Below are 19,285 nucleotides of genomic sequence, written 5' to 3' on the forward strand. Positions count from 1 at the left end.
TCGTCGAGATGAAAAAGACTGCCGATCCAAAGATCTGGCAGTCTGCTGATTAAAGAGAGACAGGGACAGTAGACATGGAGAAAAATTCCTCATACAAGGCTTGGACAGCTTCTTTTTCTTGCGCCGCTTTGACGCCAAACATCATGCTGACCTCTGAAGAGCCTTGATTGATCATTTCAATATTGACCTTCGCTTTTGACAGCGCCTTTGCCGCTCTTGCTGTTGTGCCAACATTATGACGCATCGCTTCTCCTACAACCATAATCAGCGAGAGATTTCGCTCTAAAACGACCTCATCTGCATCAAGCACGAGCTTCAAGCGGTCTAGCAGCTCCTCTTCAATATGCTGCTCCTCCAGCTGATCCTGCCGTAAAATAATGGTCATATCATCAATGCCAGAAGGTACGTGCTCATACGTAAGCCCGTATTCCTCTAATGTTTGCAGCACCTTACGTCCAAAACCGACTTCTCTGTTCATCAAATATTTACTAATGTAAATGCTGCAAAATCCATTGTCTGAGGCAATTCCAACAACAGGTCCATTTGTATGGTCCCGCTGATTTACGATTTTTGTCCCTTTTGCCGACGGGTTATTGGTGTTTTTAATCTGAACTGGAATACCTGCACGGAAGGCAGGAATAAGTGCTTCATCATGGAACACAGAAAAACCAGCATAGGACAGCTCGCGCATTTCCCGGTATGTCAGCTCTGTAATCTCTTTCGGTTCATGAACGATTGTTGGATTGACGGCATAGACAGCATCGACATCTGTAAAGTTTTCATATACATCTGCCTTCAGGCCATTCGCCAAAATGGAGCCGGTAATATCGGAGCCGCTTCGCGAAAAGGTGACGATGTCTCCCGCGAGACTAAAGCCAAAAAAGCCAGGGAATATAATAATGCCAGAGCGCTCTCTTAATTTGTACAAATGATCATAAGACTCCGGCAGAACTTGCGCTTGGCCAGGCTCATCGCTCACAAACAAACCAGCTTCCTTTGGATTCACATAATGAGCTTCAACACCCTGGTGGCGGAAATAGGCGGCAATGAGCTTAGCGTTATTGTCTTCACCGCTTGCTTTAATGGCATCAAGATAGCACTCAGGGCGGGATGAATCAGCCTGTAATAATGTGTCTAGATCTTGCCTGATGGTATCGATAATGTCTTGACCTAATCCGAGTTCATCCGCTATTGAGGCATACCTCTCGATGACTGCTTCCTTTAAATCATGTGCTTCGCCTAAACGTAAATATTGTTCACCGCAGCTAATTAATAGATCGGTGACCTTCGTATCCGTTGAATGCCGTTTTCCTGGTGCGGAAACAACGACTGCTTTTCGAGCTGGATCTGCTGTTACAATGTCAAATACCTTTTGCAGCTGCTTGCCAGATGCAAGTGAACTGCCACCAAATTTAACGACCTTCAATGCATACATCTCCTATAGTAAAAATTTTCTCACAAATTGAATAGTTCCTATTATCAACTCTTTTCCTTAAATTATCAAGGTTTTTCTTTACTAGAAATACAAATGTGTTTTCAGAGAGGACGATATTGTATGAGTATATGAAAAAAGAGCCGGCCATATGCCGAGCTCTTTTTCTTATGAAGAAGACGAGGAGGAAGATAGCTCCTGCTTCATCACTTTATTCTCACGTTTTTTTTCCTTTAAGAAAAAAGAGAGGACGAGTCCAATGACCGCAATCAGACCAGAAATGAAGAATGACGTATTCATTCCATGAACGGCCGATTTTAATGGATTGGCCAATTCTGCATTTGCAGCAGAGGTGCTCATGATGGAAACAAGCACAGCCGTTCCAATGGAACCGCCTATTTGTCTCATCGTGTTATTCATCGCTGTCCCATGAGGGATCAAATGAGGCGGTAAAGAGTTAATACCTGCGGTTGTCAGCGGCATCATGATCATCCCAACCCCAATTAAGCGAAGCGTGTAGGCGACCGTAATGAGGGCGATTGATGAATCAAGGGTGAGCAGCATAAACGGCAGGGTGGTAACGGTGAGTATCGTAAAACCGCCTAATGCCAGCCCTTTTCCGCCGACTTTATCAAAAATCCGTCCAATAATCGGTGACAGGAGTCCCATGAAGAGAGCACCTGGCAGTAAGATAAGCCCTGTATCAAGTGCAGACAGCCCTCTGACATTCTGCGTATAAAGCGGCAGAATCGTCTCTGTACCAATCAATAAAGCAAAGACAAGCATCCCAAGGAAGGTTGTTAAGCTAAAGATCGCAAATTTAAATACACCAAACTCAAGCATCGGTCTTGTTAAGTTCGACTGGCGCAGGATAAAGAAGAACAAGCTCACAGCGCCGACAATCAGCGAAATGAGAACAGTCGCACTCGTCCATCCATATGTGCCGACACTAGAAAATCCGTAAAGCAGCCCGCCGAAACCGAACGATGACAAGATGACAGATAAGACATCAATACGTGTCTCTCTTTGCTGCGTCACATTTTTCATTAAAAAGAAAGCAAGAATGAGATCAATGATACCGATTGGCAGAACAATATAGAACAAGAACTTCCAGCTGAAGGAGTCAACAATCCAGCCGCCAAGTGTTGGCCCAAGTGCAGGTGCGAACGAAATGACAAGTCCGACCATGCCCATTGCCTGCCCGCGTTTTTCTTTCGGGAAAATGGTTAAAAAGATCGTTTGCATCAGCGGCATTAAAATCCCTGCACCGGCTGCCTGCACGATACGCGCAGCAAGTAACACCGGGAAATTCGTTGCAAATGAAGCAAGAATTGTACCGGCTGTAAAGATGCTAAGTGCCGTTAAAACTAAAGAACGGCTTGAAAATTTCTCAATGAGGAAAGCCGTAATAGGGATGAGAATCCCGTTTGTCAGCATAAAGGCTGTTGTAAGCCACTGTCCTTTGCTGACCTCAATATTGAAATCTTCCATGATATGCGGGATCGCTGGAATGAGAAGCGTTTGGTTTAAAATCGCAACGAATGCCCCAACGAGGAAAATCCCAACAATCACAGATCGATTATACGATGTAGTTGATTGGTTCATGTTATCCCTTCTTTATCTATAAAATGATGCTTTTCAGCTGTGACACGTTTTGTGATAAAACGCTGTTTTTGCCTAAATAATCGAGCAGTGAGCTGACTAAAAAGGTCCTCGGTTCATCCTTTGATAATTCTTGATTGAGCAGCTCATACGCAGAGAGGAGATCGTCCTTTTCTTCTCCGTTTGACAGTGCGTGAAGCTCTTGTTTGATCTTCGTTAAGTACGAGATGACAAGTTTTTCTTCATCATATCCGTCCTGTGAGGAAAACAAATAAGATTCCATCAGCTGATCTGTTAACACAGGCTCAATTGAGCAAGGCTTTTTCGATACACGGTCCATCACACCGATAATCATCTCGGCAGCATTTTCTAATTTGATGTTCTTGTGCTCAATCGCCAGCATTAAGATGAATTCTCTCATTAATCCATTGAGAACAATCACGAGATCCCAGACATAAGGAGCGACGGATTCACCATATGTGCTCAAAATAATGTCTCTGTGCCGCTGCATGATAATGGAGCGTGTCTCGCGTAAGTGTTTAATGACAATAGGCGAATGCTGAGAAAAAGCTTCAAAGGACAGCATGTTCAAAAATTTATGATTCTCTTTAAACTCTTCAAGCTCAAGCTTGATCTTCTTTGTGAATTTTTCCTTTTTGGACAGCGTCGTTTCTGAATGAATGATGCGGGAAATCTCTCTCATTTTGCGCTGATTGTATTTAATCAGTTCTAGTAGAAGAGCTTCCTTTGAATCAAACAGTTTATAAATAGACGCTTTTGATATTTTACAGGCATCGGCAATTGACTGCATGGAGACACTCATATAGCCTTTTTGAGAAAATAATTTCTTTGAAACCCGCAAAATCTCTTCTTGCTTTTCGTTCATCTTCATAAGTCCTTTCCGAATCGGCAAAACCATAGGGTCACAATGGAAACCGAGTGGTCACTTTTGCTATGATAACAAAACCAATGCCCTAAGACAAGAAAATGAACTTAAAAAAATACCCGTCTGCATGACAGGTATTTTATCCTTCCGCATGTGCGGTATATATTTTTGTTTTGCCGTGAAGTTCGATGACCAAAATGTCTTCTCTCTCTTTCACAGAGTAAATAGCGGTCCCTTTTTGCAGCCTAGAAGCTGTACCATGTTCAAAATTTTTGACGGCTGTTTTCTGAATGACACCTACTTGCTGATGTTTTGTGACGTGTAAGGATGTCGTCCAATCTACATTTGTTTCATAGACCGTTCCTTCCCATTGAAATAAATCTGCCTGCTGATCCATAGCTAATAACTCTTCCGCACTAGGTGGTTTTGACTGAGAATATTGGACGGACTGGCAGGCGCAGAGGAAGATCGCGAGAATCATCATCAATAAACTAATCCATATATTATGTTTCAAAATGGGTTCCTTCCCTTCAGACAGTCTCATGAATAATGGACGTTTGTGAAGCCATATCGTTACTTGACTAGTGCTTCAGGTGAATGAGATTGTATGTTGGCACAAAATACGATACATTTATTGTATGACGAATCCAAACCATCCAAACAAAGAAGATATGAGACTGATTTCTGTGCTGCACGCATTGGCTGATCCAATCCGGTTAGAAATTGTCCGCTGCTTAGCAGAGGCGGGGGAGAGGACATGCGGCACGTATGAGATGAATATTGCCAAATCCACGCTTTCCCATCACTTCAAAGTGCTGAGGGAGGCAGGCGTCGTGAAAGTGAGAATTGACGGGAAGCACCGTTACTATTCTTTAAGAAAAGAAGACATCGAGACCGCTTTTCCTGGACTCATGTCATCGATTCTAGCTATAGATAAAAAGCGGTGGTAAGCCAGCTGTCTGTGAAGGGCAGCTGGCTGTTTTATTTCCCGAAAATGGCGTCATACAGCCGTTTCACTGCCGGCTGAATATCCTCTTGCTTCATATGTGAGAAGCCGAGGACGAGCGGAACAAAGCCTGGCTGATGCCCCGGCAATTGCTCATCAAGGGTAAAGCGATCCATTCCGTACATTTTCAGCTTTCTTTCTTTCGCTCGCTGTAAAATCTCATGCTGCGTTCGATTTGAGCGAAACTCTGCAATAAAATGAAGCCCGGCATTTTCTCCAATAATCCGCACATTGTCAGCAAAAACCGTATTGAGCTCTTCAATGAGCTGCTTCCGTTTTTCCTCATATAAACCATTCATTCGTTTAATATGCCGTTGATACGCCCCATCTTTTATAAAATGAAGAAGGGTGTATTGTGTAAAAAGATTAGCTGTTTGAATGAAAAAATGCTGTTCCTCCTTATAGCGTCTCAATAAATGCTGAGGCAGCACCATATAGCTTAGCCGCAAGCCGGGCAGCAATGATTTTGAAAAGGTGCCCATATAAATGACTTTGTCATATCGGTCAAGACTTTGCAGCGCCGGAATGCTGTCTGTGCCATATTTAAATTCACTGTCATAATCATCCTCAATGATATAACGATCTGGCTGATCGGCTGCCCAGTTTAACAGCTGAATGCGCCGGGAAATCGGCATAATCACCCCTGTTGGAAATTGATGTGAAGGGGTAATGATCAACACATTCGGCTGTTTTTTTAGAATGTCGCTCATCCGCACACCTTTTTGGTCAATGCCAATCGTTTCAATTTGGTGATGATTGTTTTTCAGCATTTGATAGAGCCGGCGGTAGCCAGGGTTTTCTAGCCCGTATACTTGATCGGCCGGAAGAATGCTTGATAACGAATGGATCAGTGACTGTGTGCCTGCACTTAAAATGAGCTGTTCTGGATAGCATTTGACTCCTCGCGCAAGTCCGATCAGCCGGGCAATCGTTTCCCTCAGCTCATACACACCTTGTGGATGCGGAAGCTCACCGAAGGCATCTTGGTGGAGATGGATCGCCTTTTGTTCACTTTTCAGCCAGCTTTTAAATGGAAAGTTCGCTGTATCGACGGAGATATGTGAAAAGGAATACCAGTCGTCTCGTGCAATCGGTTCTTCCTTTAAATCTACAGGAAGAGAAGAGGGTTTTAGCTGACCAGATTTATGAAACGTTTCTAGTGATTCCACGAAAAACCCTTTGCGTTCAACCGAATATAAATATCCCTCGGCAAGCAGCTGCTGATAGGCGCCATTCACTGAATTAACGCTGACGTTTAATGTATCGGCTAACTCTCGTTTGGACGGTAATTGATCATGCGGCTGAAGGTTGCGGTTTAAGATTTCCCCTTTAATTTTCGTATAAATTTGATGATAAATATATCCGTTTTGCCCTGTTTGATCTAGTTGAATTGTCAGCATCTCATCATTCCATCCTCTCTGATACCATGAAAAAAATGATATTGGTACTTTCTATCATACCAAAAAATATTCAGAATAATAAAAAAGGATATAAAGGGGATGGATGACCATGAGTCAAACGACAACAAACCGTTTTTCAACTGAAGAATGGCAGGGGAAAAGAGATCAATACGTCGCAAGAGGCGTAAGTAATGGCAACCGTCATCTTGCAGCGAAGGGGAAAGGAGCCGAGCTGTTCGATATTGATGGGAACCGATTTATCGATTTTGCAGGCGCCATTGGCACATTAAACGTAGGACATTCACATCCAAAGGTCGTGGAAGCGGTCAAAGCACAGGCAGAGAGCCTGATTCACCCAGGATTCAACGTGATGATGTACGAATCGTATATCGAATTGGCAGAGAAGCTGTGCCATCTCACACCAGGGGATCATGATAAGAAAGCCATTTTTCTTAATTCAGGTGCAGAAGCTGTTGAAAATGCGGTGAAAATTGCACGTAAATATACGAAAAGACAGGCCGTTGTGTCGTTCACAAGAGGTTTTCACGGCAGAACGAATATGACAATGAGCATGACGAGCAAGGTCAAGCCGTATAAATTTGGCTTCGGGCCATTCGCATCTGAGGTGTACCAAGCACCGTACCCTTATTACTATCAAAAACCTGAAGGATTAAGCGATGCTGCTTATGACGAGTACATCATTGATCAATTCAATCAATTTTTCGTCGCGACCGTTGCACCAGAAACCGTTGCTTGTGTGGTCATGGAACCAGTCCAAGGGGAGGGCGGATTCATTGTGCCATCGAAGCGCTTCGTTCAGCATGTCGCTTCCTTCTGTCAGCAGCACGGGATTGTCTTTGTTGCAGATGAAATCCAAACCGGTTTTGCAAGAACAGGGAAATACTTTGCGATTGAGCACTTTGATGTGGTACCGGACTTAATTACTGTGTCAAAATCTCTTGCAGCTGGCTTACCGCTGAGCGGTGTCGTTGGCAGAAAAGAACTGCTTGATGCGGCAGATCCAGGAGAGCTCGGGGGAACATATGCAGGAAGTCCGTTAGGCTGTGTGGCTGCACTGGCTGTCCTTGATATCATTGAAACAGAACAACTGAATCAACGATCTGAACACATTGGACAAGTCATTGAGGACAAAGCCAATGAATGGAGAACAGCGTATCCATTCATTGGAGAAGTCCGCCGGTTAGGGGCAATGGCGGCAATTGAAATTGTGGAAGATCAAACAACGCGTACACCAGATAAGAAAAGAGCCGCAGCGATTGCAGCATATGCAAATGAGCACGGGCTGCTTCTTTTAACGGCAGGGATTAATGGGAATATCATTCGCTTCTTAACACCACTTGTCATCACAGATGAGCTGCTTCACGAAGGACTAGGGATCATCGAGGACGCCTTCAAAGCACGCTAAACAACAAAGGGGGATGGTTGTATGCAAAAACAACAAATGGCAAAAACCATGTCGCAGTCTGACGTACTGTTTTTGTCCATTGGTGCAATGCTTGGCTGGGGCTGGGTTGTACTTTCGGGAGATTGGATTTTAACAGCTGGATTTTTAGGCAGTGTGATTGCTTTCGTTATAGGCGGTATTCTCGTCATCTTTATCGGACTTACGTATGCTGAGCTTTCGTCTGCGATTCCAGAGACAGGCGGAGGGCTCGTTTTTGTCCAGCGGGCATTTGGGATGAAAGCAGCGTTCGTCTCAGCATGGGGCGTATTGTTTGGTTATGTGTCTGTGATTACGTTTGAAGCTGTCGCCTTGCCGACCGTCATTGATTATGCGATTCCAACACAGCATGCTGGCTTCTTATGGAATATAGGGGGATGGGACGTTTATTTCACGTGGGTATTGATTGGATCTGGCGGTGCATTGTTTTTAACAGCGCTGAATTATATTGGGGCGAAGCCTGCTGCCATTTTTCAGTCCGTGTTCACAGTGGCGATTATTCTGACAGGTTTTCTCCTTTTAGGCGGCGCAACATTTAATGGAGATTTTGCAAACCTTGAGCCGATGTTTCAAGGCGGGGTTGGCGGTCTTATGGCGGTGTTAGTCATGATTCCCTTTTTATTCGTTGGGTTTGATGTCATTCCGCAAGTAGCGGCGGAGATTAACGCACCAAAAAAAATCATTGGGAGAATCTTGATTATTTCCATCGTGAGTGCGGTCATTTTTTATCTGCTTATTGTTTTTGGGGTAGCTGCTGGAATGTCAAAGGGACAGCTTGAAGCCTCTTCATTAGCAACAGCAGATGCGATGGTTCAGCTTCTCGGTCATCAAGCGTTTGGAACAGTGCTGGTTATTGGCGGTGTAGCAGGGATTGTGACGAGCTGGAATGCTTTTATTATCGGTGCAAGCCGTATTTTATATGCTATGGCGGAAAGAGGTATGATTTCCAAATGGTTTGCGTATATTCATCCAAAGTATAAAACACCGACAAATGCCATTTTATTTCTTGGAGCTTTGGCTTTTTTCGCTCCATTATTAGGGCGCCCTGCCCTCGTATGGATTGTCAATGCGGGCGGTGTCGGAATCATCGTCGGGTACTTAATCGTGTCCATTGCCTTTATGAGACTTCGGAAAACAGAACCTGAGCTGGAGCGTCCATACAGCATTAAATATTGGCGGACGACAGGTGTTTTAGCCATCGGACTGAGTCTTCTTTTCCTTTCATTTTACTTTCCAGGAATGCCGGCCTCCTTATCTTGGCCAGCTGAATGGATATTGCTTTTAGGTTGGGTACTCATTGGGTATATACTATATGTAATGAATCCAAGAACGAAGGAGACGGTAGAGCATGACAAACGAACTCAAAGTGTATAATCCTGCAACAGGAGAAGAAATTGCTTCAGTTGCTCAGCATACAAAAGAACAGATCGAAGATGCAATTTCCCGTTCACACAAAGCATTTAAATCATGGGCAAAAACGTCAGCACATGAACGTGCCAATATCATTCGCAAGTGGTTTGATCTGATGATTGAGCATAAAGAGAGGCTTGCGAAAATCATCACAGAAGAAAACGGAAAGCCGTATCAAGAAGCATTAGGAGAAATCGTCTATGCGGCTGGTTATATTGAATGGTACGCAGAAGAAGCAAAGCGAATCTACGGCAGAACCATCCCGTCACATACGACGAACAAACGCCTTTTCGTCACAAAACAGCCAGTTGGTCCTGTTGCTGCCATTACTCCGTGGAATTTCCCTGCGGCGATGATTACGAGAAAGGCAGCTCCTGCGCTTGCAGCAGGCTGTACGTTTATTGTAAAACCTGCTGAAGACACACCGCTGACAGCTATAGAACTAGTAAAATTAGGTCATGAAGCCGGCATTCCAGAGGATGCACTGCAATGGGTTGTGGGAGATGGCAAAGAAGTGGGTGAAATCTTCACAGATAGTCCATTGATTCGAAAAATCACGTTTACAGGCTCAACGCCCGTCGGGAAGCACCTGATCAAAAACAGTGCCAGTACAGTCAAACACGTATCAATGGAGCTTGGCGGTCATGCTCCGCTCATCGTAGACAAGGATGCGAATCTTGAACTAGCTGTCAAACAAGCAGTGGCATCTAAGTTTCGGAACGCAGGGCAAACCTGTGTCTGTGCCAACCGCTTAATTGTGCATGAAGACATTCATGAAGCATTTGCGCAAAGATTCAGCAAAGAAGTAGAAAAGCTGAAAGTAGGAAATGGCTTTGAAGAAGGCACATCCATCGGTCCAATTATCAACAAGCGCGGTTTTGATAAAATTGTCGGCCAAATTCAAGATGCAGTGGATAAAGGGGCGAAAGTTCTTGTAGGCGGCGATACGTATTTCGACGATGACAAATCATATTATTTTGTCCAGCCAACGGTTCTTACACATGTGGACCCTTCGATGAACATTATGCATGAAGAGACCTTTGGTCCAGTGGCACCTATTACGACATTCAAAACGTTAGACGAGGCAATTGAATTAGCCAACGATACACCTTTTGGCCTTGCAGCTTATTTCTTTACAGAAAATTATCGGAACGGACTCTACATTTCAGAACATCTCGATTATGGGATCATTGGCTGGAATGATGGCGGTCCATCGGCTGTCCAAGCACCTTTTGGCGGTATGAAAGAGAGCGGAATTGGCCGAGAAGGCGGCATCGAAGGGATCGAGCCTTATTTAGAAACAAAATATGTATCCATTGGTTTAGACGAATAAACGTGAAAAAGACTGTCAGAGGAATCTCGGCAGTCTTTTTTATGTTAAACAGCAGGCGGGAAAAGCTGATCCACCGTTTCTTTCGTTTCTTTCAAAATTTCATGTATGTAATCTGCAGATGCCTGCTCCATGCTGCTGAACAAAAGCCGTTCGACAGGCTGAACGCCAATAAAATTGAAGACTTCAGTATCGGTTGTCATGTGATGGGAGGAGGTGGAAATCTTATTGGAATTAAGAAAAGTCCTCGGTGCATCGTGGGTGTTGATAATGACACCTTTTTTGTGCCGAAGCAGATTTTCAATCTCTCCATCCTCACTGATCTGATAAGCAAAACCTTCAGAAAAGACGCGTTCTACATATCCTTTTAGCATAGCCGGCAAGCCTGTCCACCATATTGGAAAAATAAACGTCAGCACATCCGCTTGCTGAATCAGCGTCTGCTCTCTTTGAATGGCAATCGGGACATCACCGCATTTGATGGCAGCCTTTTCTGCAATGGTGAGCTCTGGCGAAAAACCTAGGGCATAGACATCACGAACAGTCACTTTATGACCATTGTTCAATAGAGTGCTCACAACAAGATCTAATAAGGTTTGATTTAAGCTTTGCTGGGGATGAGCAAATATGATTACATGGTTCATCTCATAGCCTCCTATGTGGTCATCTGTCTCATTATGTCACGCGGCTTTATCCTATTCAATCCTATATTGGTAATAACAAGTTGGGAAAATGGAAAATAATTGATCGTCATAAAAGTAAACAGTGCGATTTGTACATGTGTAAAGGAAGAAAAAGCGATCGTTTCTAAGAAAACGATCGCTCATACAGCTTTTATTTCTTTCTAAAAGCAAGTCCAAGTGCAATCAGTGCCACGACTAGAGCAGCAATGGACAGACCAAGGACAAGTGGTGAGGAAGAAGCAGTGGCTGTTTCAGAGGCCTTTTCTTCTTTTGGTTTTTCCTGGCCATGTGAATCCGTTACAGTATTAGATGCCACAATGTTTGTGATGGAGTGAGGTTTATCAGCATCTTTATCGCCAGTCCATTCAACGACTGTTCCATCCTTATAATATTGATACGCATCCCAAGCAGCTTCACCTGCTTTTTCAGGGTTTTTCGCTACAAAAACGAATTGCTGGAATTGTCCAGCAAGCACACCTTTACCTGTTGCTTCCCAAGTCACTCTTGTTACCTTGCCATCTTTCTCTTCAGTTGATGTTTTCCAGCCAGGTACTGGCTCATATTGCTGGAATTCTACGCCTTTAGGAATTGTCACGACAACCTTAGTCGTCGGGCTGTCACTCTCAGAAGGAACCTTTAATGTATAGGTCTCCCAAGCATTTGTCGCAGATGTATCAGGCTTGACTGTTACGTGCGCACTCACAGGAATTGCCAATAAAAATGAAGCGAGAAGCATTGGTAATAAAGCTTTAACGTATTTTTTCATATGTGATAACTCCTTTTAGTTTCTTCTAATAAATGTGGTATCGATATTCTTAAAAGAACCAGTTAACGCATGGATTTCAATTTTCCATGTGCCTTTTTCATTTAATAAGAGATTTTCAGCAGAGAAATGCCCATTTTTTAATCGTTTCAGCTGAAATTCACTCGGTGTCTCATCACCGAATAAAGCCACCTTATGGATCTTGGCTGTTACAGATTGAATATCAGTGATCGTTTCGCCATTCTTCTTTGTAAATGCCACTTCGAATGAGTTTTTCCCCGGGGCATTCGGAGTAATGCTCAAGGACACAATATCACGATGCTCGACCTGATTTGCGCCAAAGAAGGGCTCTGGTGCAGGCGGAGGAGGGCTCGGAATATTGGTAAAGACAGCCGTTAATAACAAAATGGCGATCCCGATCATCCATTCGGCTCGTAAGGAAATGCTGCGTTTCTGCTTCTTTTCCCATCTCAGCATCAAGTAATGCATAAGCCCAAGAAGGCCCATGATGATAAATAAACCAAGCTTGATTAAAAAGGTGCGTCCGTATGCTGATTGGAAAAGAGCGTCAAACGATTGCAAAATAAAGATGGCATTCACAAATCCTGAAAACACAATGAGTCCAACGGAGAGCAGTGCCCAAGGATGAAACGCTGCTAGCGTACTCCGTATGAGCGGCTCATCTTCATTTGGCAGTTTCTTTATCAATAGAAGGACAATGGCTGTTAAACCACCGACCCAAATCGAAGCAGAGATGAGATGGATGAAATCAAGTGATGTTGTGAGTATTTTATTGTCTGTTGCGGCTGGATGTCCGATTTGTGCCTTCAGCCAAAGAAGCACTATGAAGAGAAGCAGTGGAAACAGCCAAACTCGAAAAGAAGAGAAATCCCCTTTTCTCACCGCCACAATTGTCCAGATGGTGAGAAGAACAAATGACGCCATAAGCATCATCCACAGACTACCGCCAGAAGTGGACGCAATCGTTTCTTGTAAAAGCGAAGGCTGAAATGCCCCCCAAAAGGACACGTCTGCCGCTGATTTTGTCTGAATCGGCAGCTGGAACACAAGTGCTCCGCCCATCATGATCAATGACACGGTCAAAAGCCGCTTCATTCGTTTCTCCAATACAGGTGAAATCGTATTCTTAAACCAAAGCAGTCCAAACAAAATGGTCCCAAGGAATAAGCTGAATGACGTATAAAGAAAGGCTTTATCAATAGTTGAAGCCATATCTATGGATTCATCCGTTTGGCCTTGCTCTAATTGGTCAAAACCGCCATCCGCTTTTCCAATACTAAACGGAATCATGCCAGAGACAGAGTGTCCGTCCGCTGATACCGCATTCCACTGAATGGTGTAAATCCCTTTTGGTAAATTCTTTTTTAAAGCTGCTTCCATGATCTTTTGATCTTTAATGACCGTATCTCCTTTATCCACACGATCACCTTTTGCATTTAGCACCTTAATGGCATGAAAGCCGCTTTCAATTCCTTCACTAAATGTGATCGAGACTGAAGGAGGCTGATGATCCAGCTCTTCATTTGCTGCTGGGTTCGAGCTCACGACGTATGCGTGAGCGAATGCTTCCTTTGGAATGAAAAAAGCGAACATGACCATAAGAAGCAGAAGCCACTTACTATTTTTAAACAAGGTGAATAACCGCCTTTCTACCTATGAAAATGTCTCATGTATCAGAAAGAAAGCGGCAGTAAACTGTGAGTCACAGAAAAAACCGCTCTTCCTATTGTACCGCCCTCTTTAAAAGGTAAACGAAACAAACAGCAAGATGGTTCACTTTTTCTGTGTCATGTCTGCGCAGACATTTCTTAATTGAATAGGTTTGATCAATTATAAGCCTATTCGATTTAAGAAGAGGAAACAAGAAGAGACCATTTGAAAGTTGTGAAATTCCCATGAATTTTGTTTCAAAACAACGGCAGATCAACCTTTTCACCCCTTTTGTATTAGGATCTGAAGGTATTTTCACATCATTTTTCAATTTTGTCACACACTATGTGACAAAGTGACATTTAGTTTCAATTGAAGAGAAAGTGAAAGCGTTTTACGATAGGCATAAGGGCTTCACTGAATCTTGTTCTTATATCTTTTGACCTATAAAGCCCTAAATAAAGGGAGAGAAGAAAGGAGTTTTCATAGATGCAGGAAAAAAGCGGATTTCGAGTAAAAGTACAGCGCTTTGGAAGCTATTTAAGCGGTATGATCATGCCGAATATTGGAGCGTTTATCGCTTGGGGACTCATCACCGCATTATTCATTCCAAGTGGTTATTTTCCAAATGAACAATTAAATACACTTGTTGGTCCAATGATCAACTACTTGCTGCCGCTCTTAATCGGTTACACAGGCGGGAAGCTCGTATATGACCATCGAGGCGGGGTACTCGGTGCAACCGCTACGATTGGGGTTATTGTCGGTTCGGACATCCCAATGTTTTTAGGCGCAATGATCATGGGACCGCTTGGCGGTTATCTCATTAAGAAAATCGATCAGCTGTTTAAAGACCGAATCAAATCAGGTTTTGAAATGCTGATTAATAACTTTAGTGCAGGTATTCTAGGTGCCATTTTAGTCGCCATTGCTTTCTACGCCATCGGTCCAGTGGTACTAGGCCTGAATAAAGCTCTTGCGGCAGGTGTAGATATCATTGTCAATGCACATTTACTTCCGCTGGCAAGTATTTTCATTGAACCAGCGAAAGTATTGTTCTTAAACAATGCCATTAACCAAGGAATTTTAGGTCCATTAGGGGTGGAGCAAGCGGCGAAGACAGGCCAGTCCGTTCTGTTCTTGCTTGAAACAAACCCAGGACCAGGTCTAGGTGTTCTTCTAGCCTACATGTTCTTTGGGAGAGGGACTGCAAAGCAGTCTGCACCGGGTGCGATTGTCATTCAATTCTTAGGGGGAATCCATGAGATTTACTTCCCATACATCTTAATGAAGCCAAAGCTCATTTTGGCGGTTATTGCTGGGGGAGCGAGCGGCGTTCTGACCTTTACACTGTTAAATGCAGGCTTAAAGGCTGTGCCGTCACCAGGAAGTATCATCGCTCTTATGCTCATGTCACCAAAAGGCGGCCACCTTGCCGTTCTAGCAGGTGTTGTCGTGGCAGCGGTCGTATCATTCCTTGTCGCTTCTGTCATTTTGAAAGCGTCTAAAGCAGTGGACGAAGACTTAACAGCAGCAACTGAAAAAATGCAAGACATGAAAGGCAAGAAAAGTGCAGCAGCAGCTGCTCTTACAGCACAAAAAGAAGGTGCTGAAGCAAGCGAGCAAGCAGCATCTCCAGATGAAATCAATCCAGATAACGTGAACAAAATCATCTTTGCCTGTGATGCAGGAATGGGCTCAAGTGCGATGGGTGCGTCCGTTTTAAAGAATAAAGTCAAAAAGGCAGAGCTAGATATTGATGTAACAAATACATCCATCAGCAACATCCCAGATGATGCCGATGTGGTCTTTACTCATAAAGATTTAACAGATAGAGCCAAGGCAAAACTGCCAGGAGCTGTCCATATCTCAGTTGATAATTTCTTAAACAGCCCGAAATACGATGAGCTGATTGAGAAATTGAAAAAATAACATGACGAAACGGGTTGAGTCCAATTTTTCCTAATTGAACTCCCCGTTTTGGTTGTTTTCTGATTTTCCATTCTAAAAAAGGTGTGTGATCTTTCATGAAACAAGTACTTTCAAAAGACAATATTTTTCTAAACGAACAAGCGGGCTCTAAAGAAGAAGCCATTAAAAAAGCAGGCGAAGTCTTAGTGGCAAACGGTTATGTCACAAGTGATTATGTGGACAAAATGTTTGAAAGAGAAAATATTTCTTCTACATTTATGGGCAACGGAATTGCCATTCCTCATGGAACAGAGGATGCGAAAGCGGCTGTCCTTCATTCAGGAATTTCCATTATCCAAATTCCAGATGGCGTTGAATATGGCGAGGGGAATATTGCCAAAGTTGTATTTGGTATCGCTGGTAAAAATAATGAGCATCTCGATATTCTTTCTCAAATTGCGATTGTCTGTTCAGAGGAAGAAAACGTAGAGCGTATCATTCATGCAAAGGATCAGGATGAACTGATCGCCATCTTTAACGAGGTGAACTAACATGAAGGCACTTCATTTTGGAGCAGGCAATATTGGCAGAGGATTTATCGGATCTTTGTTAAAAGCATCAGGCTTTGAGCTCGTTTTTACCGATGTAAATGAAGCGGTGATCAACGAGCTGAATGAAAAAAAAGAATACACAGTGGAACTCGCAGCTCCAGGGCAGCAGCAAGAAGTAGTCGGTCCTGTGTCCGCCATCAATTCCGCAAAAGATCCAGCTGCATTAACTGAGGCAGTTGCAACAGCTGACCTCATTACAACAGCTGTTGGACCAGCTGTTTTGAACATCATTGCTTCATCGATTGCTGAAGGTTTAAAACAGAAAAAGCCTGATCATATCATCAACATTGTGGCGTGTGAAAATATGATTGGCGGCAGCTCTCATTTAAAGGAAGCTGTTTTCTCTCATTTAACAGCTGATGAACAAGAAGCGCTGTCACACACAGTTGGTTTTCCAAACGCTGCGGTTGACCGCATTGTCCCCATTCAGCACCATGAGGACATTTTGAAAGTATCAGTCGAGCCATTTTTCGAGTGGGTCATTGATGAGACAGGCTTTATTGGAGACGTTCCACAGATCGATGGAGCGACCTTTGTACAAGATTTGACGCCTTATATTGAGCGTAAGCTCTTTACTGTCAACACAGGACATGCACTAGCTGCTTATGTCGGGTACGAGAAAGGCGTTCAAACGATTAAAGAAGCTGTCGATACACCAGAGATTCGTCAAGTGGTCGAAGGTGCACTTCACGAAACGGGCAGTTATTTAATCGACACATATGGTTTTCAAAAAGAAGAACATGATGCGTATATCCAAAAAATCATCAAACGATTTGAAAATGCCTTTATCTCTGATGAAGTCACGCGCGTCGCACGTTCCCCGCTTAGAAAGCTTGGAGCAGATGACCGTTTAATCGGTCCAGCGAAAAAGATCAGACAGCCACAGTATTTAATTAAAGGCATTGTGGCAGCTTTGGCTTACGACTTTACTGAAGACGAAGAAGCTGTTCGTCTGCAGGCATTAAGAAAAGAAAAAGGCATTGAAGGTGTGCTGGAAGAGGTATGTGGACTCTCACCATCAGACGATCTTTATCAAGCCATTCTTAAAGAAGCAGCTCATTAATCAGAAAATCCCTTTCCAACGTGTGAAAGGGATTTTTTCTATGACTTTTTTAATACTTTTCCCTGCTTGACGATATATAAAGTAAGGGGGAATTTGTATGAAAAAGAAAGCGTTTGCGTCAAGAAGTGTCTTTTTTCAATTAATGTCTGCCATTATTGTGATCACGATTTTAACGGGCGGACTAGTTGGAACAACGGGGTATTTGTTAGCGAAACATGTCTTAATTGATGCAGGGAAAGCAGATTTAAAGCACATCGTCAGCGGAGCGATGGCCACACTTGAACAGTTGAATGACCGTGTGGAGAAAAAAGAACTGACGCTTGAGCAGGCGCAAGAACAAGCCCGGCTTTACTTGAGCGGACCCAAAAATGACAACGGGAAGGGATATCAATCTCAAAAATCAGATTTTATCTATAAAAATAAAGGCTATCTGATCGCTTATGGCACTGACTATTCTACCCAGGTTCATCCTGTCAACGACATCGGTGTCATTCCAGATAACACGACCAATCGTGAAAAAATGGTCGCTGGCGCCAATGCAAAAGGCGAGGATGCACACTATGTGACCTATATGGATAAGGACGATGCAACCGGCGAAGAAAAAGAAAAGCTCGCCTATATGAGCCAGTTTACACCGTGGAATTGGAGTGTAGGTATCGCTGTCTTCCAGGACGAATTTTATAAAGAATTAGAGCAGATGAAGCTTTATATTATTCTCATTACAGCGGGTGTCGCCCTTCTGAGTCTAGGCGTCTTTTATTTAGCTGCTCGAGGAAAAGTCAGACTGCTGAAGCAAGTCACTGCTGCTTCAAAGGAAATTGCGGCGGGGAATATTGAACGCACCAGCTTAAAGGAAACAACGGATGAAATCGGACAGCTGGCAAAAGGCTTTAACCATATGTCAGGAGAGCTCAGAACACTGGTGAGCGGTTTACAGGAAACGAGCAGTCAGCTTGTTGAATCAGCGACAGATTTATCGGCGATATCTGAAGAAACCTCAGCCAGCAGTGAAGAAATTGGACGAGCCATCGGAGACATTTCGACTGGAACACTTCATCAAGCATCTGATCTTGAAGAAGCCAATCAACAAATGACCCAGTTTAATCAATCGATTGAGAATGTCAAAGAACAGAGTGATCAAATTAAACGGATTTCCGACCAATCGAGTCAATCATCACAGCAGGGCCAGCAAATCGTACAGCAATTAAAACAATCGAATGAACAATCGATTCAGGCGTCTCAAGGCATTAGAGCAGGAATCGAGCAGTTAAGTACAAAAGTACAGGATATCTCTCAAATCACAGATACGATTGAGAGCATTTCAAATGAGACGAATTTACTGGCACTGAATGCAAGTATTGAGGCAGCACGTGCAGGAGAGCATGGCAAAGGCTTCTCAGTTGTGGCGAGTGAAGTGCGGAATTTAGCTGAACAGACAAAACAATCAGCCGTTCAAATTCAGCAAATGATTCAAGGCATTAAAGAAGAAACGACGGCAACAGCCGGCATCATGTCGAGCACAATGGATCGTTTTGCCGAGCTGGATGAAGCGGTGCATGCAACAGAACATGAATTCAATGCCATCTCTACATTGATTTCACAAACCATCGTTGAAACAAACGCGATGGCAAAAGAGCTGAATACACTGCTGGAGCAAAACGACCTCATCACAAAAGCCATGCACGGCGCAGCACATGTTTCTCAAGAAAATGCGGCGGCGATCGAAGAAATCACTGCATCCACAGACGAACAAGTGACAGCCATCTCTAATGTGGCAAAAGCAGCAGAAAGACTTAATGAGCTTAGCATGCGATTGAATCAGGACATTGCGCGTTATCGTCTATAAATCATTTTGACGATGTATCACCTGTCAGGTACGATGAAGTTAATCAAAACCTTGCTCACGCAAACAAAAGGAGTGTTTCGGTCATGAAAAAGAAGATATTAATGTTCTTACCTTGTGGCTATGGATACTCCACTGCTGTTTTCTTTTAGGATAGATAGAAATTGGTGAAGTCTGTCTACCAAACGAAGAAACAAGCAGAAAAATAAACG

At 43.5% G+C, this 19,285-nt stretch carries 16 protein-coding genes; 8 read left to right on the forward strand and 8 right to left on the reverse strand.

Annotated features, from left to right (window positions below):
• Positions 1-49: 49 nt before the first annotated feature.
• From MHB41_RS02125 to MHB41_RS02140, 4 genes are all read right to left on the reverse strand, one after another.
• Positions 50-1,426, reverse strand: a complete 1,377-nt coding sequence (locus MHB41_RS02125; RefSeq protein WP_034283784.1) for an aspartate kinase — start codon at positions 1,424-1,426, stop codon at positions 50-52.
• Positions 1,427-1,600: 174 nt separating this feature from the next.
• The gene (locus tag MHB41_RS02130) at positions 1,601-3,037 is read right to left on the reverse strand and encodes an MDR family MFS transporter (RefSeq protein WP_046313897.1); all 1,437 of its coding nucleotides are present in this window, start codon (positions 3,035-3,037) and stop codon (positions 1,601-1,603) included.
• Positions 3,038-3,053: 16 nt separating this feature from the next.
• Complete coding sequence (locus MHB41_RS02135; protein ID WP_251027254.1) at positions 3,054-3,920, reverse strand: TetR/AcrR family transcriptional regulator; 867 nt, start codon at positions 3,918-3,920, stop codon at positions 3,054-3,056.
• Positions 3,921-4,059: 139 nt separating this feature from the next.
• On the reverse strand, positions 4,060-4,434 hold the full coding sequence (locus tag MHB41_RS02140; RefSeq protein WP_101677053.1) for a hypothetical protein: 375 nt from the start codon (positions 4,432-4,434) through the stop codon (positions 4,060-4,062).
• Positions 4,435-4,558: 124 nt separating this feature from the next.
• Between MHB41_RS02140 and MHB41_RS02145 the strand changes: the two genes are divergently transcribed.
• Complete coding sequence (locus MHB41_RS02145) at positions 4,559-4,870, forward strand: metalloregulator ArsR/SmtB family transcription factor (RefSeq protein ID WP_034283858.1); 312 nt, start codon at positions 4,559-4,561, stop codon at positions 4,868-4,870.
• A gap of 31 nt (positions 4,871-4,901) precedes the next feature.
• Here MHB41_RS02145 and MHB41_RS02150 read toward each other — a convergent pair whose 3' ends face one another.
• On the reverse strand, positions 4,902-6,326 hold the full coding sequence (locus MHB41_RS02150; RefSeq protein WP_041116672.1) for a PLP-dependent aminotransferase family protein: 1,425 nt from the start codon (positions 6,324-6,326) through the stop codon (positions 4,902-4,904).
• A gap of 109 nt (positions 6,327-6,435) precedes the next feature.
• Here MHB41_RS02150 and gabT point away from each other — a divergent pair, with 109 nt between their 5' ends.
• The 3 genes from gabT to MHB41_RS02165 are packed head-to-tail and all read left to right on the forward strand — an operon-like array spanning position 6,436 to position 10,531.
• The gene (gene gabT, locus MHB41_RS02155) at positions 6,436-7,752 is read left to right on the forward strand and encodes a 4-aminobutyrate--2-oxoglutarate transaminase (protein WP_211043864.1); all 1,317 of its coding nucleotides are present in this window, start codon (positions 6,436-6,438) and stop codon (positions 7,750-7,752) included.
• Positions 7,753-7,773: 21 nt separating this feature from the next.
• Positions 7,774-9,162, forward strand: a complete 1,389-nt coding sequence (locus MHB41_RS02160) for an APC family permease (RefSeq protein WP_340899345.1) — start codon at positions 7,774-7,776, stop codon at positions 9,160-9,162.
• Positions 9,137-10,531 carry an NAD-dependent succinate-semialdehyde dehydrogenase gene (locus MHB41_RS02165; protein WP_340899343.1) on the forward strand — a complete coding sequence of 465 codons (1,395 nt, stop codon included), beginning with the start codon at positions 9,137-9,139 and terminating at the stop codon, positions 10,529-10,531. Before MHB41_RS02160 ends, MHB41_RS02165 begins: the two co-directional genes overlap by 26 nt.
• Positions 10,532-10,575: 44 nt before the next feature.
• On the opposite strand, the gene MHB41_RS02170 is transcribed toward MHB41_RS02165, so the two are convergent.
• The 3 genes from MHB41_RS02170 to MHB41_RS02180 all read right to left on the reverse strand — a co-directional run bounded on the left by MHB41_RS02170 (position 10,576) and on the right by MHB41_RS02180 (position 13,627).
• The gene (locus MHB41_RS02170; RefSeq protein ID WP_034283793.1) at positions 10,576-11,172 is read right to left on the reverse strand and encodes an NAD(P)H-dependent oxidoreductase; all 597 of its coding nucleotides are present in this window, start codon (positions 11,170-11,172) and stop codon (positions 10,576-10,578) included.
• A gap of 190 nt (positions 11,173-11,362) precedes the next feature.
• On the reverse strand, positions 11,363-11,977 hold the full coding sequence (locus MHB41_RS02175) for a DUF1775 domain-containing protein (protein WP_041106532.1): 615 nt from the start codon (positions 11,975-11,977) through the stop codon (positions 11,363-11,365).
• 15 nt (positions 11,978-11,992) lie between these two features.
• A complete protein-coding gene (locus tag MHB41_RS02180; RefSeq protein ID WP_101677055.1) occupies positions 11,993-13,627 on the reverse strand; it encodes a copper resistance CopC/CopD family protein in 1,635 nt (544 codons plus the stop codon).
• Between the two features lie 507 nt (positions 13,628-14,134).
• Here MHB41_RS02180 and MHB41_RS02185 point away from each other — a divergent pair.
• From MHB41_RS02185 to MHB41_RS02200, 4 genes are all read left to right on the forward strand, one after another.
• Positions 14,135-15,577: a PTS mannitol transporter subunit IICB gene (locus tag MHB41_RS02185; protein ID WP_034283798.1), complete on the forward strand. Its 1,443-nt coding sequence runs from the start codon at positions 14,135-14,137 to the stop codon at positions 15,575-15,577.
• Between the two features lie 95 nt (positions 15,578-15,672).
• Complete coding sequence (locus MHB41_RS02190; protein ID WP_012008933.1) at positions 15,673-16,107, forward strand: PTS sugar transporter subunit IIA; 435 nt, start codon at positions 15,673-15,675, stop codon at positions 16,105-16,107.
• A 1-nt stretch (position 16,108) separates the two neighbouring features.
• The gene (locus MHB41_RS02195; protein WP_041116680.1) at positions 16,109-17,230 is read left to right on the forward strand and encodes a mannitol-1-phosphate 5-dehydrogenase; all 1,122 of its coding nucleotides are present in this window, start codon (positions 16,109-16,111) and stop codon (positions 17,228-17,230) included.
• A gap of 97 nt (positions 17,231-17,327) precedes the next feature.
• On the forward strand, positions 17,328-19,076 hold the full coding sequence (locus tag MHB41_RS02200; RefSeq protein ID WP_041116683.1) for a methyl-accepting chemotaxis protein: 1,749 nt from the start codon (positions 17,328-17,330) through the stop codon (positions 19,074-19,076).
• Positions 19,077-19,285 lie beyond the last annotated feature (209 nt).

The sequence above is a fragment of the Bacillus sp. FSL H7-0578 genome, assembly GCF_038630855.1.
In the GTDB taxonomy this organism is placed as follows: Bacteria; Bacillota; Bacilli; order Bacillales; family Bacillaceae; genus Bacillus; species Bacillus safensis.